Origin of the sequence: Bacillus sp. FSL W7-1354 (genome assembly GCF_038002405.1) — a bacterium.
GTDB lineage: Bacteria > Bacillota > Bacilli > Bacillales > Bacillaceae > Bacillus > Bacillus paralicheniformis.
On record NZ_JBBOCL010000001.1, the window covers coordinates 2,703,470 to 2,718,109 of the forward strand.

At 48.1% G+C, this 14,640-nt stretch carries 17 protein-coding genes; 4 read left to right on the plus strand and 13 right to left on the minus strand.

Annotated features, from left to right (window positions below):
- Positions 1–7: 7 nt before the first annotated feature.
- The 8 genes from hisIE to MKZ04_RS13870 are packed head-to-tail and all read right to left on the minus strand — an operon-like array spanning position 8 to position 6,435.
- On the minus strand, positions 8–640 hold the full coding sequence (gene hisIE / locus MKZ04_RS13835; RefSeq protein WP_096748337.1) for a bifunctional phosphoribosyl-AMP cyclohydrolase/phosphoribosyl-ATP diphosphatase HisIE: 633 nt from the start codon (positions 638–640) through the stop codon (positions 8–10).
- Positions 637–1,395 carry an imidazole glycerol phosphate synthase subunit HisF gene (hisF, locus tag MKZ04_RS13840; RefSeq protein ID WP_096748338.1) on the minus strand — a complete coding sequence of 253 codons (759 nt, stop codon included), beginning with the start codon at positions 1,393–1,395 and terminating at the stop codon, positions 637–639. Before hisF ends, hisIE begins: the two co-directional genes overlap by 4 nt.
- Positions 1,392–2,129, minus strand: a complete 738-nt coding sequence (gene hisA / locus MKZ04_RS13845; RefSeq protein WP_341046158.1) for a 1-(5-phosphoribosyl)-5-[(5-phosphoribosylamino)methylideneamino]imidazole-4-carboxamide isomerase — start codon at positions 2,127–2,129, stop codon at positions 1,392–1,394. The genes hisF and hisA overlap by 4 nt, the downstream gene beginning before the upstream one ends.
- Positions 2,126–2,764, minus strand: a complete 639-nt coding sequence (gene hisH, locus MKZ04_RS13850; RefSeq protein ID WP_341046160.1) for an imidazole glycerol phosphate synthase subunit HisH — start codon at positions 2,762–2,764, stop codon at positions 2,126–2,128. The genes hisA and hisH overlap by 4 nt, the downstream gene beginning before the upstream one ends.
- Entirely contained in the window at positions 2,765–3,349 is a 585-nt protein-coding gene (hisB, locus tag MKZ04_RS13855) for an imidazoleglycerol-phosphate dehydratase HisB (protein WP_023856359.1), read from the minus strand.
- Complete coding sequence (hisD, locus tag MKZ04_RS13860) at positions 3,349–4,629, minus strand: histidinol dehydrogenase (protein WP_096748340.1); 1,281 nt, start codon at positions 4,627–4,629, stop codon at positions 3,349–3,351. The genes hisB and hisD overlap by 1 nt, the downstream gene beginning before the upstream one ends.
- Positions 4,626–5,267 carry an ATP phosphoribosyltransferase gene (gene hisG, locus MKZ04_RS13865; protein WP_023856361.1) on the minus strand — a complete coding sequence of 214 codons (642 nt, stop codon included), beginning with the start codon at positions 5,265–5,267 and terminating at the stop codon, positions 4,626–4,628. Before hisG ends, hisD begins: the two co-directional genes overlap by 4 nt.
- Positions 5,260–6,435 (minus strand): ATP phosphoribosyltransferase regulatory subunit, encoded by a 1,176-nt coding sequence (locus MKZ04_RS13870; protein WP_023856362.1) that lies wholly within the window; start codon positions 6,433–6,435, stop codon positions 5,260–5,262. Before MKZ04_RS13870 ends, hisG begins: the two co-directional genes overlap by 8 nt.
- A 232-nt stretch (positions 6,436–6,667) precedes the next feature.
- On the opposite strand from MKZ04_RS13870, the gene MKZ04_RS13875 reads away from it, so the two are divergent.
- Positions 6,668–7,393 carry a C39 family peptidase gene (locus MKZ04_RS13875; protein ID WP_096748342.1) on the plus strand — a complete coding sequence of 242 codons (726 nt, stop codon included), beginning with the start codon at positions 6,668–6,670 and terminating at the stop codon, positions 7,391–7,393.
- A gap of 279 nt (positions 7,394–7,672) precedes the next feature.
- Positions 7,673–8,341 carry a pectate lyase gene (locus MKZ04_RS13880; protein WP_445662244.1) on the plus strand — a complete coding sequence of 223 codons (669 nt, stop codon included), beginning with the start codon at positions 7,673–7,675 and terminating at the stop codon, positions 8,339–8,341.
- A gap of 29 nt (positions 8,342–8,370) precedes the next feature.
- On the opposite strand, the gene MKZ04_RS13885 is transcribed toward MKZ04_RS13880, so the two are convergent.
- Genes MKZ04_RS13885 through hprK form a run of 5 tightly spaced genes read right to left on the minus strand, consistent with a single transcriptional unit; the run spans position 8,371 to position 12,251 of the window.
- Positions 8,371–8,889: an acyltransferase gene (locus MKZ04_RS13885; RefSeq protein ID WP_023856365.1), complete on the minus strand. Its 519-nt coding sequence runs from the start codon at positions 8,887–8,889 to the stop codon at positions 8,371–8,373.
- Positions 8,886–9,533 (minus strand): pyrophosphatase PpaX, encoded by a 648-nt coding sequence (gene ppaX / locus MKZ04_RS13890; RefSeq protein WP_341046167.1) that lies wholly within the window; start codon positions 9,531–9,533, stop codon positions 8,886–8,888. Before ppaX ends, MKZ04_RS13885 begins: the two co-directional genes overlap by 4 nt.
- The gene (locus MKZ04_RS13895) at positions 9,523–10,470 is read right to left on the minus strand and encodes a nucleoside recognition domain-containing protein (protein WP_145654569.1); all 948 of its coding nucleotides are present in this window, start codon (positions 10,468–10,470) and stop codon (positions 9,523–9,525) included. The genes ppaX and MKZ04_RS13895 overlap by 11 nt, the downstream gene beginning before the upstream one ends.
- 24 nt (positions 10,471–10,494) lie before the next feature.
- Complete coding sequence (gene lgt / locus MKZ04_RS13900) at positions 10,495–11,307, minus strand: prolipoprotein diacylglyceryl transferase (RefSeq protein WP_020453077.1); 813 nt, start codon at positions 11,305–11,307, stop codon at positions 10,495–10,497.
- Between the two features lie 11 nt (positions 11,308–11,318).
- On the minus strand, positions 11,319–12,251 hold the full coding sequence (gene hprK / locus MKZ04_RS13905) for an HPr(Ser) kinase/phosphatase (RefSeq protein WP_020453078.1): 933 nt from the start codon (positions 12,249–12,251) through the stop codon (positions 11,319–11,321).
- Positions 12,252–12,447: 196 nt separating this feature from the next.
- Between hprK and MKZ04_RS13910 the strand changes: the two genes are divergently transcribed.
- A complete protein-coding gene (locus MKZ04_RS13910; RefSeq protein ID WP_020453079.1) occupies positions 12,448–12,927 on the plus strand; it encodes a MarR family transcriptional regulator in 480 nt (159 codons plus the stop codon).
- A 139-nt stretch (positions 12,928–13,066) separates the two neighbouring features.
- Positions 13,067–14,626 carry an MFS transporter gene (locus MKZ04_RS13915; RefSeq protein ID WP_035337765.1) on the plus strand — a complete coding sequence of 520 codons (1,560 nt, stop codon included), beginning with the start codon at positions 13,067–13,069 and terminating at the stop codon, positions 14,624–14,626.
- Positions 14,627–14,640: the final 14 nt, after the last annotated feature.

Consider the following 14,640-nt stretch of genomic DNA (forward strand, 5'->3'; position numbering starts at 1 on the left):
AATGCGCTTATGATTCAGAGCCTTCATGGCGCTCTTTCAGGACGCCAAGCACATCATCAAGCGGCAGGGACTGCTCCCTCAACAAAACGAGCAGATGGTAAAGAAGGTCAGCCGCTTCCCATCTCAGCTCTTCAGAATCCCGGTTTTTTGCAGCGATAATGACTTCCGCCGCTTCTTCGCCAACCTTCTTCAAAATCTTGTCAACGCCTTCACGGAACAAATATGTCGTATATGCGCCTTCAGGCATTTCAGCCTGCCGTTTAGCAATCACCGTTTCAAGTTCATTGATGATGTCAAAGCGGCCGCCATCAGTCTGTCTGATATGTTCGCCGGGCGAAAAACAGCTGTAGCTTCCTGTATGACAGGCCGGTCCCGCCGGTTCGACCAGCACGATGAGCGCATCCTGATCACAGTCAAGCCTGATGTCTATCACACGCTGAATGTTTCCTGACGTCGCTCCCTTATGCCAGAGCTCTCCTCGCGATCTGCTGAAAAACCATGTCTCCTTCGTTTCCAGCGTTTTTTCAAACGATTCTTTGTTCATATAAGCAAGTGTCAGCACTTCCTTGCTCGCTGCATCCTGGACAATCGCCGGGATCAAGCCGGCTTCATTAAATGTCAACTCGTCTGCCTTGATCATCTTACATTCACCCCGCGCTCTTTTAAATAAGCTTTTACTTCTTTTACAGATGTTTCTTTGTAATGAAAGATAGATGCGGCAAGAGCCGCGTCCGCCCGCCCTTCTGCAAATGTATCATACATGTGGCCCGCATGACCTGCGCCTCCGGATGCAATGACGGGGACTGAAACAGCTTCTGACACAAGCTTTGTGAGCCTGCAGTCAAATCCGTTCTTTTCTCCATCTGCATCCATGCTTGTCAGCAGGATTTCACCGGCTCCCCGCTGAACGGCTTCCTTCGCCCATGAGACGGCCTCAAGGTCCGTCTTTTTACGTCCGCCGTGTGTATAAACATAATACTGATCAGCTTCCGGATCGAATTTTGCATCAATCGCGACGACAATGCATTGAGAACCGAAAAAGTCAGCGCCTTCCGTTATCAGCTCCGGACGGAGAACGGCAGCCGTATTAACGGAAACTTTGTCGGCGCCGGCCCGCAGGATCGTTTTCATATCATCCAAACGATTGATGCCGCCGCCGACGGTAAATGGGATCGCCAGCTTGGCCGCCACTCTTTCAACGACGTCAACCATCGTTTTTCTCCCCTCGTGGGATGCCGAGATATCGAGAAAAACAAGCTCATCGGCGCCTTCACGATCATATACTTCAGCCAGCTCAACGGGATCGCCGGCATCTTTCAATTCAACAAACTGCACACCTTTGACAACGCGGCCGTCTTTTACGTCCAAACACGGGATAATTCGTTTTGTGATCACTTTGCCGCCACCCTTTCAAGCGCTTCAGCCACGGTAAATTGATTGGTATACAGCGCTTTTCCGACAATGGCGCCAGAGACGCCTTCCACAGTCCGGGAAGCGAGCGCCTCAAGATCGGCGAGAGAGCTGACACCGCCGGAGGCAATGACTTGTTTGCCGGTTGCCCTTGCAAGCTCCACTGTACTGCTGATATTCGGTCCTGACAGCATTCCGTCAGTCGCAATGTCGGTAAAGATAAAAACTTCCGCACCTTCATTCGCAAGCTCGCGGCCAAGCTCTTCCGCTCTAACGGAGGAGGTCTCAAGCCATCCTTCAGTCGAAACAAATCCGTCTCTTGCGTCAAGACCGATTGCGATATGCCGGCCGTAAGCTTTCAGCATGTTTTTGACAAACTCGGGATTTGATACGGCCGAGCTGCCTAAGATCACCCTTTCAACACCTTGCGACAAGTAGTCATATACGTCTTTTTCGGTTCTGATGCCGCCGCCGACTTGCACTTTAACGTTGAGTTCATCAGCAATGCTTATGACGTGTCTGTCGTTCACTTTTTTGCCTTCTCTTGCCCCGTCCAAATCGACAAGATGAATCCAGTCTGCCCCCGCCTCAGCAAACCGGGAAGCCATATTGAGAGGGGAATGACCGTAAATCGTTTCTTTTTCGTAATCTCCCTGGATAAGCCTGACGCATTTGCCGTTTCTCATGTCAATGGTAGGGTATACAGTAAACTCGCTCATTTTTTCACCTTCTGTTCTTGTGTAAGCTGCTTGAAACGCTTTAAGATCGACATGCCGACCGCACTGCTTTTTTCCGGATGAAACTGGGCGCCGTATACATTGCCAAAACCGACGACAGCAGGCACACGCACACCGTATTCGGCGCTGGCAAGCAAAGCTTCCTCTTCGATTCCGCAGACATAATACGAATGAACGAAATACGCATACCCTTCTTTCGTCTTTGGTAAAAGCGGAGAGTCGCGGTGGACCGTGAGAAGATTCCAGCCCATGTGAGGCACTTTTAAGCGATCTCCCGCTTGGTCACAGTCTTTCAGTTTAACGATTTTTCCTTTCAAAAGGCCGAGTCCTTTTGACGCCCCGCGTTCTTCGCTTTCTTCAAATAACAGCTGCATACCGAGGCATATGCCGAGAAGAGGTTTTCCTTCACTTACGGCATCTTGAATAAATGTTTTCAGGCCGGTCTGGCTTAAAGTCTCCATCGCATCCCGAAAAGCGCCGACTCCCGGAAGGATATAGCTGTCCGCTTTCTTAAGTTCATCCGGATGCTCGGATACGAAATAAGGGGCATCGATCCGTTCAAGCGCTTTAGAGACGCTGTACAGGTTTCCCATTCCGTAATCTATGACACCGATCATTTACAGCATTCCTTTCGTTGACGGAATTCCTTTTACCCGCGGATCGATCAATGTCGCTTCATCAAGCGCACGTCCCAGCGCTTTAAAAATCGCTTCGATCATGTGGTGAGTATTCGTACCGTAATGAACGATGACATGAAGATTCATTCGCGCTTCCAGCGCAAACTTCCACAAAAATTCATGGACAAGCTCTGTATCAAAGGTTCCGACTTTCCGGCTCGGGAATTCGGCTCTGAACTCGAGGTGCGGCCTGTTGCTCAGATCAATCGCAACCTGGGCGAGAGCTTCATCCATCGGCACTATGCTCGAACCGTAGCGTTTGATTCCTTGTTTATCTCCGAGCGCTTCCAAAAGCGCCTGTCCGAGACAAATTCCGATATCTTCCGTCGTATGGTGGTCGTCGATTTCAACATCGCCTTTCGCTTCAACTGAAAGGTCAAACTGCCCGTGTTTTGTAAATAAATCGAGCATATGCGTCATAAACGGGACATCCGTTTGAATATCCGCTTTCCCTTCTCCGTCAATATGAAAGGATAATTTAATATCAGTTTCATTGGTTTTTCTTGCCCGTTCGGCTTTTCTCATCAGTCTTCCTCCCGGTTTCTGGATTCAATTGCTCTTGCATGGGCTTCAAGTCCTTCCAATCTAGCAAAGGCCGCAATGCTCTCGGCATTCTCGCGGAATGCATCCCTGCTGTAGGAAATGATGCTGGAGCGCTTTTGGAAGTCGTTCACATTTAGCGGGCTTGAAAATCTGGCTGTGCCGTTAGTCGGCAGAACATGATTAGGGCCCGCAAAATAATCTCCCACCGGCTCTGAACTGTAGCGGCCCAGGAAAATGGCGCCCGCGTGTTTGATTTGTCCGAGCAGGGCGTCAGGCTGAGCTGTTAAAATTTCCAAATGTTCAGGAGCGAGCTCATTGATGACGGAAACAGCTTCATGCATCGTCTTTGTAACATAGATCAAACCGTGGTTGTCAATCGACTGCCGTGTAATCTCTTTTCTTGGAAGATGTTCGAGCTGTTCGTAAACCTCTTTTAAAACAGATTCGGCAAGCGGCTTTGAGTCGGTGACAAGAATGCTCGCTGCCATCGCATCATGCTCAGCCTGCGAAAGTAGATCAGCAGCGATTTCCCGGTAGTTTGCCGTACTATCAGCGAGAATGGCGATTTCACTTGGGCCCGCGATCATATCAATATCAACCTGGCCGAATACTTCCCGTTTAGCCAAGGCGACATAAATATTTCCAGGTCCTGTGATTTTATCGACAGGGGAAATGGTTTCTGTTCCGTAAGCCAATGCGGCAATCGCCTGAGCGCCGCCCATTTTGTAAATCTCTGTGACGCCAAGCTCAGCCGCAGCCGCCAGTACTCCCGCCGACAATTTGCCGTCTTTTCCCGGAGGTGAGGCAAGGGCGATGCGATCGACACCGGCAACAAGCGCCGGAATAACATTCATCAGAACGGATGATGGGTAAGCAGCCGTTCCGCCGGGCACGTACACTCCCGCTGAATCCAGGGGCGTAATTTTCTGGCCGAGCATCGTTCCGTCCTTGCGGTGGTAAAACCATGATGATGCGAGCTGCCGCTCATGATATTCTTTAATGTTAAAAATCGCCGCCCGAATAATCTCGAGATCACGTTCATTGAGCGTGATGTATGCTTCCTTGATTTCCTCTTCAGAAACGCGAAAGTCGGCCACATCCGCTCCGTCAAATTGTCTTGTGAATGCGGAAACTGCTGAATTCCCGTACTTTTTCACTTCATCGATAATGCCGCGGACCGCTTTTCTTTGCTCTTCCGTTCCGGCGTCAATGGTGCGCTTTAGGGAAACCGACGTATTTCCGCTGATGGTTTTGATCTTCATTTTACTTTTTCCCCTTCCACAATAAGAGAAAGTTTTGAAGCCATTTCATCGATGACTGCGTCTTTCATTCGGTAGCTGACAGGATTTACGATGAAACGTGACGTGATGTCGCAAATTTTTTCGGTTTCAACCAGCCCGTTTTCCCTTAAAGTCTGTCCTGTTGATACGATATCAACGATTCGGCCGGCAAGTCCGATTAAGGGAGCGAGTTCAATCGAACCGTTGAGCTTGATGATTTCCACTTGTTCTCCCTGCTCCCTGAAGTAGCTTGACGCGACATTTGGATACTTGGTCGCAACCCGGGGCGCAACGTTGTCGGCCGCCGTCTCTGGCAGGCCGGCTACGGCAAGACGGCATTTGCTGATGTTTAAATCAAGAACCTCGTAGACATCGCGTTCTTCTTCCAGCAGCACATCTTTGCCGGCGATTCCGACATCGGCCACCCCGTGCTCGACATATGTTGTGACATCCATCGGCTTGGCGAGGATAAAGCGAAGGTTCTCTTCAGGCACCTGAATGATCAGTTTTCTCGAATCATCGAATTCTTCAGGGAGCTGATAGCCTGCTTTTCGAAGCATATCGGCAGCTTCTTCAAATATCCGCCCTTTCGGCATCGCAATAGTCAATTCCTTACCCATGCTTCTCTTCCTTTCTGGCCCCGATAAAATAGGTCACGTTTTGAAAAGACTTTGTCATTTGGTCAATATCTCCGATTCCCGCTAAGTCCTGTATAACGACTTTTTTGCCCTTTCTTCGCTCTTCTTCGGCAAATTTGATCGCCTCTTTTCTTTGTTCCGTGCTGAAGATGACGACATCGATTTTTTCTTGCTCTTCCGCCGGCTTCAATGCTTCTAGCAGCCTGTCAGTCCTGATGCCGAAACCGGTTGCCGGAGCGGGTGAGTCGAAGCGGCCGAGAAGCTGGTCGTATCTGCCACCGTTTCCGATCGGAAAGCCGACGTTTTCAGCATAGATTTCAAACAAAACACCCGTATAGTAGCTCATATGGCTGACCATGCCTAAATCAAGCTTAATGTCGTCCGTGCAACCATAGTCGCCGAGTGTCTCCCAAAGCGTCTTCAGTTCTGAAACCGCGCGTTTTCCTTTTTCAGAATCGATGATCGATGCCGCCTTGCCGCACGTTTCAATACCGCCTCTCAGCTCCAAAAGCTCGAGCAGCCTGCTTTTATCAATTGAGGATAAATTGAGGGATTTTACATGCTCCCGGTAGCCGACATAGTTCTTTTCGTATAAATAGCGCCGCAGGACATGAGCCCTTTCTTCATTTCCTAAAACCTCCACAAACAAAGCATCTGAAATTCCGACATGGCCGATCGAGATTTTAAATGAAGTCAGGCCGGCATTTTTAAGCGAAAAAATGACGAGTGCAATCACTTCTGCGTCAGCGCTTGTAGATCCATCGCCGATCAGTTCGACGCCGACTTGCTCAAATTCGGCGGCACGTCCGCCTTCACGTTCCTGTGCCCTGAACACATTTGCAGCATAGCCCACTCTAAGCGGGTGATCATCTTTATGAAGCTTTGAGGCCGCCACCCTTGCGATCGGGGCCGTCATATCAGGTCTTAACACGAGCGTCTGCCCCTCCTGATCAAGGAGTTTAAATAACTGCTGATCCAATATGGCCGACTGCACACCGACCGTATCATAAAATTCAAGGGCCGGTGTCTCCATGAACTGATACCCCCACAAAGCCATCACCTCTGTTAATGAAGAGCGCACCTTTTTCTTTGTTTCGTAAAGCACAGGCAGCGTATCCCGCATGCCATGCGGTTTTTCAAACATAAACATCTACACTTGCACCCCCATAACTGTTTGAAGGAAAATTCCGAATCCTTTAGTTCGCTAATATGATAATATGCTAACAGATAAAAGAATCAAAATCAACAGCCGCTCTTAAAATAGACTACGGACCGTATGGGAAATGATAACTTTTATGTAATGAACATCTTGATGTTATAATATAAACAATTGCAAATCTTTGCCTTAACCAAACCAGCAAAGGGAAGACAGGAGACTCAGAATGAAATTTTTCAAAACTCTTTTTTTAATTTTTTTCGTAGCAGCTCTTATAACCACCGTTCTTATACTGTTTTCTAAAGATGCGTTAAGCCCGTTAGCCGAAATGCTTCACAGCAGCCATAAGAATGCAGCTGACAATAAAGAAGTACATCAGCCGCTTGACGTCCCGCTGATCAACCAAATGGACTCGCCGAAGCTTTATAACGGCTGCGAAGTCGCCAGCCTGGCGATGATCTTAAACTACAGCGGATATCATGTCACAAAAAATGAGCTTGCTAATGAGGTGAAAAGAGTGCCTCTGCACTATGAAAGCGGCTTAAAGGGAAATCCTAACGACGGCTTTGTGGGAGATATGGAAAACGGACCCGGACTGAGTGTCTACCATGGCCCGATTTACGATTTGGCCTATTCATACGCAGGTACTAAAGCTGTCGATTTGACGGGAAGTGAGCCGGAGAAAATATATGAACAGCTGAATCAGGGAAGACCGGTTTGGGTTATCACCACTGTTCATTTCAGTCCAGTCAACGATATGGAAACATGGAATACGCCGTCAGGTAAAATCGATGTGACGTACAGCGTTCACAGTGTTGCCGTGACAGGCTATGATGAGGATTACGTTTATTTGAATGATCCGTACGGATATAAAAACAGAAAAACAGACAGAGAAAATTTTGAGAAATCATGGACACAAATGGGCAGTCAGGCGATCGTGATCGCCGCTTAAAAAGGCAGATTAACCCCTGCCTTTTTTAGTTCTTTCAACCCCTATTAAAATAAGCCTCTTTACCCTTTCATCACATCCAAAATACAGAAAACAACCTCATTGCACGTGTTCAATTTACTGTTTTTTCATAATATTCAAATTATTCGTTTACTTTTCAGCAAGCCCGCATATATGATAGTACCGAAATAGGTGTCTCATCTTATTGCAAAAAGTCTAGAAATTGCTTTCATCTAAGGGAGACAAATCTGTTTTGAACAATATTTCATGAGGAGGATGAAAATGATGAAGAGATTAGCAGGTACGGTTATTTTGTCAGGTTTGCTCGTCTGCGGGTTTGGACAGGCTCTGCCCGAAAAAGCCTCGGCCGCCGAGGTCGTTCACAAAACGATCGTGGTCGAAAAAGGACAAACGTATGACGGGAAAGGCAAGCGGTTGATTGCAGGTCCGGAGCTGGGGGACGGAAGCCAGCGCGAAGATCAAAAACCGATTTTCAAAGTGGAGAATGGTGCAACGCTCAAAAATGTCGTGCTTGGCGCTCCTGCTGCTGACGGTGTTCACACTTATGGTAACGTTTCTATAAGCAATGTTGTTTGGGAAGATGTCGGCGAAGATGCCCTGACTGTCAAAAGCGAAGGAAATGTCACGATTAACGGAGGATCAGCCCGGCTTGCCGCGGACAAAATCTTTCAGATTAATAAAGCGAGTACATTTACCGTGAAAAATTTCACTGCGGATCAAGGAGGCAAATTCATTCGCCAGCTCGGAGGCTCGACATTTAAGGCAGTGGTCAATATTGATAACTGCACGATTACAAACATGAAAGAGGCCATCTTCAGAACCGACAGCAGTACAAGTTCCGTTACGATGACAAATACAAGGTACTCAAAAGTCGGAAAGAAGTGGATCGGTGTGAAGCATATTACGGAAAGGAACAATCATGAATTTTAACTTTGATTGCAAATAAAGGCCCCCGTTCTTTATTCAGCGGGGGTCTCCAACCTTTTTTCCATTTCTTCTTTTGTATAGATCAGCCGCATCGGATTTCCGCCGACAAAAGCGCCCGGAGGCACATCTTTATGAACGAGCGTACCGGCGGAAATGACGGCGCCGTCTCCGATTTCGACGCCTGGAAGGATCGTCGTATTGGCTCCGATCATGACTTCATCGCCGATGACAACCTCGCCGAGCCGATATTCTTTTATTAAATACTCGTGCGCCAAAATGGTCGTATTGTAGCCGATCACGGTGTTACGCCCGACGGAGATCTTTTCAGGAAACATGATATCCGGCATGACCATTAAAGCAAATGAGCATTTCTCTCCGATTTTCATCCGCAAAAACGTCCGGTACATCCAATTTTTCATCCCAAGAAACGGCGTATAGCGCGCTGCCTGAATGACGATAAAGTTTTTGACCACTTTAAAAAATGGAACCGTCTGATAGATGTGCCATAAGGAATTGGAGCCGGACACCGGATAGCGCTTCGTTTTTCTCAAGCTTTCTCCACCTCAAGAATGCGAAGGAGATCGCTCATTTGCTGGAGCATAAAATCAGGCTCGTGTTTAGCCAGGCTTTCTTCTCCTTTAATCGTCCACGCAACGCCTGCTGTTTTCGTTCCGGCGTTCTTCCCTGCTAATATATCGTGGTAATTATCACCGATCATGATGGCTTCTTCCGGACGGCTGCCAAGCTGGGAAAGGGCGAGCAAAACAGGCTCGGGATCTGGCTTCGGCCGCTTGACGTCATCCAGCGTCACAACCGTCTCGAAAAAGGCATCAAGCCCCGTCAGTTTAAGCCCCATGATAACGGTGTCCCGCAGCTTTGTCGTGACAATCCCGAGCTTATACCCTTCTTCCGCGAGGCGTTCCAGCGTCTCGTAAACCGTCTCATACTCTGTTACCAGTTCATCATGCATCTGATGATTAAATGTCCGGTACATGGTGATCATTTCTTCAGCCTTATCCTTTTGAATGCTTGAGAACGTTTCATAAAGGGAAGGTCCGATGAAAGCAAGGACATCCTCCCGTTTATAGCGTCCCGGTGCATAATGGTCGAGCGTGTGCAAAAATGAGGCGATGATCAGCTCATTTGTATTGATGAGCGTTCCATCCAAATCAAATAAAACCGTATTAACTTTCATACAAAGCTTCCTTTCTGCGAACGGAATAACCCGGCTTTCTCCAGATGCGCGAAATCGCGATCGTCAGCAGAATCGCGGTTACAAGCCTGATCAACAAAAGAGGCCAGACCGGAATGCCGAGCGGGATAAATACCAATGTGTCTTCCACAACCGCGTGACAGGCAACGAGAAAAATAAACGCGATCGTTACATCTCTTTTACTGACGCCGTCTTCTTCGACCGCTTTGATCATAACGCCGGCCCCATATGCAAGGCCGATCGTCAGCCCGGCAACCATCGTCATTGAGGTGTTCTCTTTCATGCCGAGCATTCTCGTCAGCGGTGCAAACCACTTTGAAAAAGTATGCAGCCAGCCAAGGTCTCTCATATATTGAATGATGATCATCAGCGGTATCACGATGGCTGCAAGCTGAAGGACACCAAGACCCGCCTTGGTGACGGCTTCAAGCGCAATTTCAAGCCAGCCGGAAGGAGCGGCGCTTTTCGCAGAGATCAAGCCGTATTTAGCCGCATCCTGACCGCCGTGCCAGACAAGGTTAATGATAAAGGCCGAAAAAACGGCGAGGCCGATGCGCACAAGCAAAATAAGCCATATTTTAATTCCGACCCTTGATGCAACGGTCGATTCGATAATCAAATTGTGGCAAAACGACAGCATCACCGCTAAAATAAACACTTCTTTAACTGTCAAATCAAGCGTTAAAATCCCCGCAATTCCGGCATACAAGTTCAGCATGTTACCGAGCACAAGCGGTATCGCCGCTTCCCCTGACAACCCGAAAATTCCCATCGCCGGCGTGATCAGCTTGATCAACCAGTCCATCACCGGTGTATGCTGAAGCAGGCTGACAATCAGCGTGACAGGAAAAATCACTTTTCCGAGTGTCCACGTCGTTTTCAGTCCCGCCACAGCGCCGGCTTTTAAAGTTCCCTTCATTGCTGTCTCCCCTTTGTAAAATCGCTACATCTCCTGATACCGTTTAATCTCTCGCCCTTTGAAACGTCTGTAGGCTATCAGCGCAGCCGCACTGAGGATCAGGACGATTGAAATCACCTGGGCGATGCGAAGGTTCGCCGTCAGCATCAGACTGTCCGTTCTCAGGCCTTCGATATAGTAGCGTCCCATCGAATACCAAATGACATAGATTAAGAACAGCTCGCCTCGCTTTAAATTCGCTTTTCTTAAAAGAAGCAGAACGACGACTCCCGTGAAGCTCCACAGCGATTCATACAAAAAGGTAGGCTGGTAGTACTGCCCGTCGATGTACATTTGATTGATGATAAAATCAGGCAGGTGGAGGTTTTCTAAAAACGCTCTTGACACCGCCTCACCGTGCGCTTCCTGGTTCATAAAGTTTCCCCAGCGGCCGATCGCCTGACCGAGCAGGATGCTTGGAGCAGCAATATCAGCCAGCTTCCAAAACGAAAGCCCTTTGACCTTCGCATAAATGATTCCCGTCAGTACGGCGCCGATCAGTCCGCCGTGGATCGCAAGGCCGCCGTTCCATATTTGAATAATCTGGTCCGGGTGTTCACTGTAATAGCCCCATTGAAAAATGACATAGTATGCCCTTGCACATAAAATTGCAATCGGGATCGCAAAAAGCACCAAATCGACAAAGGTGTCCTTATGCAGCCCCCTCCGCTCGCCTTCCCTGACCGCCAGCCACAAGCCCAGCAAAGCGCCAAGGCCGATGATAATGCCGTACCAATGGACAGCAATCGGCCCCAGGTGAAAAGCAATCGGATTTAAAGGTTCAATCGTTTCATTCATATTGTCAGCTCCTATTCTTCAAGCTCACCATCTTCAATCACATCCGCAAGCTTATGGGTAAATTGCTCAGCGGCATTCAGACCCATTCTCTTTAGTCTGAAGTTCATTGCGGCCACTTCGATGATGACGGCAAGATTTCTTCCCGGACGAACCGGAATTGTCAGCTTCGGAACGTCTGTATCAATAATTTTCATTGTATCTTCTTCAAGCCCTAAGCGGTCATACTGCTTTCCTTGCTCCCAAAGCTCCAGACTCATGACAAGAGTAATCCGCTTAAAGCTTCTGACCGCCCCCGCGCCAAATAACGTCATGACATTGATAATGCCAAGGCCTCTGATTTCCAGGAGATGCTCAATTAATTCAGGCGCGCTTCCGATCAATGTATCCTGGTCTTCCTGTCTGATCTCAACGCAGTCATCCGCCACAAGGCGATGGCCTCTTTTGACAAGCTCCAAAGCCGTTTCGCTTTTTCCAACGCCGCTCTTTCCGATAATGAGCACCCCGACGCCGTAAACATCGACGAGGACGCCGTGAATCGCAGTTGTCGGAGCGAGCTGGCTTTCAAGAAAATTCGTCAGACGGCTTGTCAGGCGCGTCGTCTTTAACGGGGATCGAAGCACAGGCACGCCGTTTTCTTCGGAAGCCTCGATGAGTTCAGGCGGAATCGGCAAATCACGGGAAAGGATGATCGCCGGTGTAATTTCCGTGCATAACGACAGCATCCGCTGCTTTTTTTCTTCCTCTGGAAGCTTTTCAAAAAAGGTAATCTCGGTCTTCCCAAGCAGCTGAACCCTCTCTTTTGGATAGTATGTAAAATAACCAGCCATTTCAAGGCCCGGTCTTGATAAATCGCTCATCGTAATCGGGCGGTTGATCCCTTCTTCTCCGCTGATGAGCTCAAGCTTAAATTTATCCATCACATCTTTTGTTCGAACTTTCGGCACGATTGATGCACCCTCCTCTTCTCAGATGAAGAACTAGACATTCAGCTTTATTCTATCACTTTCAAAATGAACCTAAAACATTTTTTGAAAATGGCCCCCCTTGACACTTCGGTGAAGTCTTCTTTTCCCGGGCTTTCTTTCAAAGCGAAAAATCAGTAGTATGTAAAGAGGAACGCGAAAAGGAAGTGAAGAACCGTTGAAATACAATATCCATGATACCACCGTGCTGAACGAAGACATTTTGACCCCGGAAGAAAAAGAGACATGGGTTCTTTATATGAAAGTACTGACCGCTGCCGGCCTGGGGGATGTCTCCGAATGGATGAAGCTCGATCTCAGCATGCCGCAAATGAAGGTTTTAATGCTTCTGAACAACCACGGCACACTGAAAGTCTCTGAAATCGCTGAAAAAATGGGCGCTTCCCTTTCAAATATGACCGGACTGCTGAGCCGCCTTGAACAAGCGAACTTCATCAAAAGAACACATTCCGAGCAAGACCGGAGAACGATTGTTGTTGAACTAACCGAAGATGCAAAGGGGATTTTTCGAAGCCTTTACAAAAAGGGCCACGAAAAGCTCAAAAAGGCGCTCCAGAAACTGAACGAACAGGAAAAAACCAAAGTGAATGAAGGCCTTACCATTCTTGAAAAAGCGTTAAAAGCTGACGATGAATAGACAAGCTGCCCGGAAAACGGCGCAGCTTTTTTTGTTGAAAAATTTCTTTTGACAAAACGTGTTTTTTTAAGGATGATTAAAATAGTTCACTCAAAGTGAATTATTCATTTTAAATTAATAAAAAAGGAGGATATATGGTGTGAACCAAAAGTGGGCCGTATTATTATTTACGATCGGCGTGTTTATGGCTGCTTTAGACAATGGCATCATTTCAGCCGCACTGACGACAATCAACGATTCTTTTCAAGTATCCCCCTCATGGGGAGCTTGGGGCATCACACTTTATACGCTCGGTTTGGCAGTCAGCGTCCCGATCGTCGGAAAGCTGTCTGACCGGTATGGACGTAAAAAGCTGTTTATCATCGAAGTCTTGCTGTTTGGCGCCGGTTCGCTGCTGGTTGCATTGAGCCAAAACTTCCCGATGTTTTTATTGGCAAGGCTGATTCAGTCGCTTGGCGGCGGCGGAATCTTTATTATCGGAAGCTCGCATATTCTCACTGCGCTGCCTAAAGAAAAACAGGGAACCGCACTGGGGCTTTTAGGTGCGATGAACGGCATCGCGGCAGTGCTCGGTCCGAATATCGGCAGCTTTATTTTGGATATGACCGGAAGCTGGCACTGGCTGTTTTTGATCAACCTTCCGATTGCCGCAGTGCTGATCATTCTCAGCGTTCCATTGATGAAAGAAACAAAAGGCGGAACACAGAAGCCGCTCGATCTGGCCGGAACTGTGCTGTTGTCTCTTGGGATTTTAGCTGTGATGTACGGAATAACGAATATAAACGGACAGCACATGTCTGCCGTCCTGTCCGACCCAAAGGTTTACTGTTTTCTTCTGATCGGCTGCGCGCTGTTTGCAGGACTCATCTTTTATGAAAAACGCATAGAACTGAAAGGCGGCGACCCGATACTTGCCTACAGCTTATTAAAAAACAAGGTGTTTCAATGGACGCTTTTTATCGGATTTTTATCCGGCGGACTCTTGGCAGCCGTTATTTTCATTCCTGCATATGCGGAACAATATTTGCATGTCGCTCCTGAAAAAGCGGGGTATTGGATGACGCCTCTGGCGCTGGCTTCGGGAATAGGAGCAGGGCTCGGCGGAATGCTCGCCGATCGGAAAGGACCGGTAAAAGCGGCATGGCTCTCGGGAATCATTTCGTTCGCCGGGTTTTTACTCTTATCCGTCTGGGTGACAGAGAAGTGGGAATTTGTTTTGGCAAGCATTATCGCAGGGGTCGGTTTTGGTTTTCTGTTAGGCGCGCCGTTAAATATGCTTGTATCAGAGGCAGCAAAACAGGATTACGGGACAGCGCTCGGCACATTATCACTCGTCAGGCAGATGGGAATGACCTTGGCGCCCGCTTTGTATGCAGGATATATAACGGCCGGCTACGAAAATATCGGCACACATATCAAACAAAAACTGAATGATGCAGGAATGCCGATAAAAGAATTTACAGGCGGTGAGTCGGACGTAGCGCGTCTGAACGAATCACTCAGCCAGATTCCCGATCCAAAAGTCAAGGACATTATAAGCGAAGCGATCCATGAAAGTGTGGGAACGGGGTTTTTTAACCTCTACTTCACAGCCGCCGTCCTTTCCCTTGCCGTCATCGCTTCTGTCAGCATTTTATCGCTTTACAGAAAAAAACAAACCGACACGGCAACCCGTCTGAAAAAAGATGTGACAAACTAAAAAGCATTTGCTCC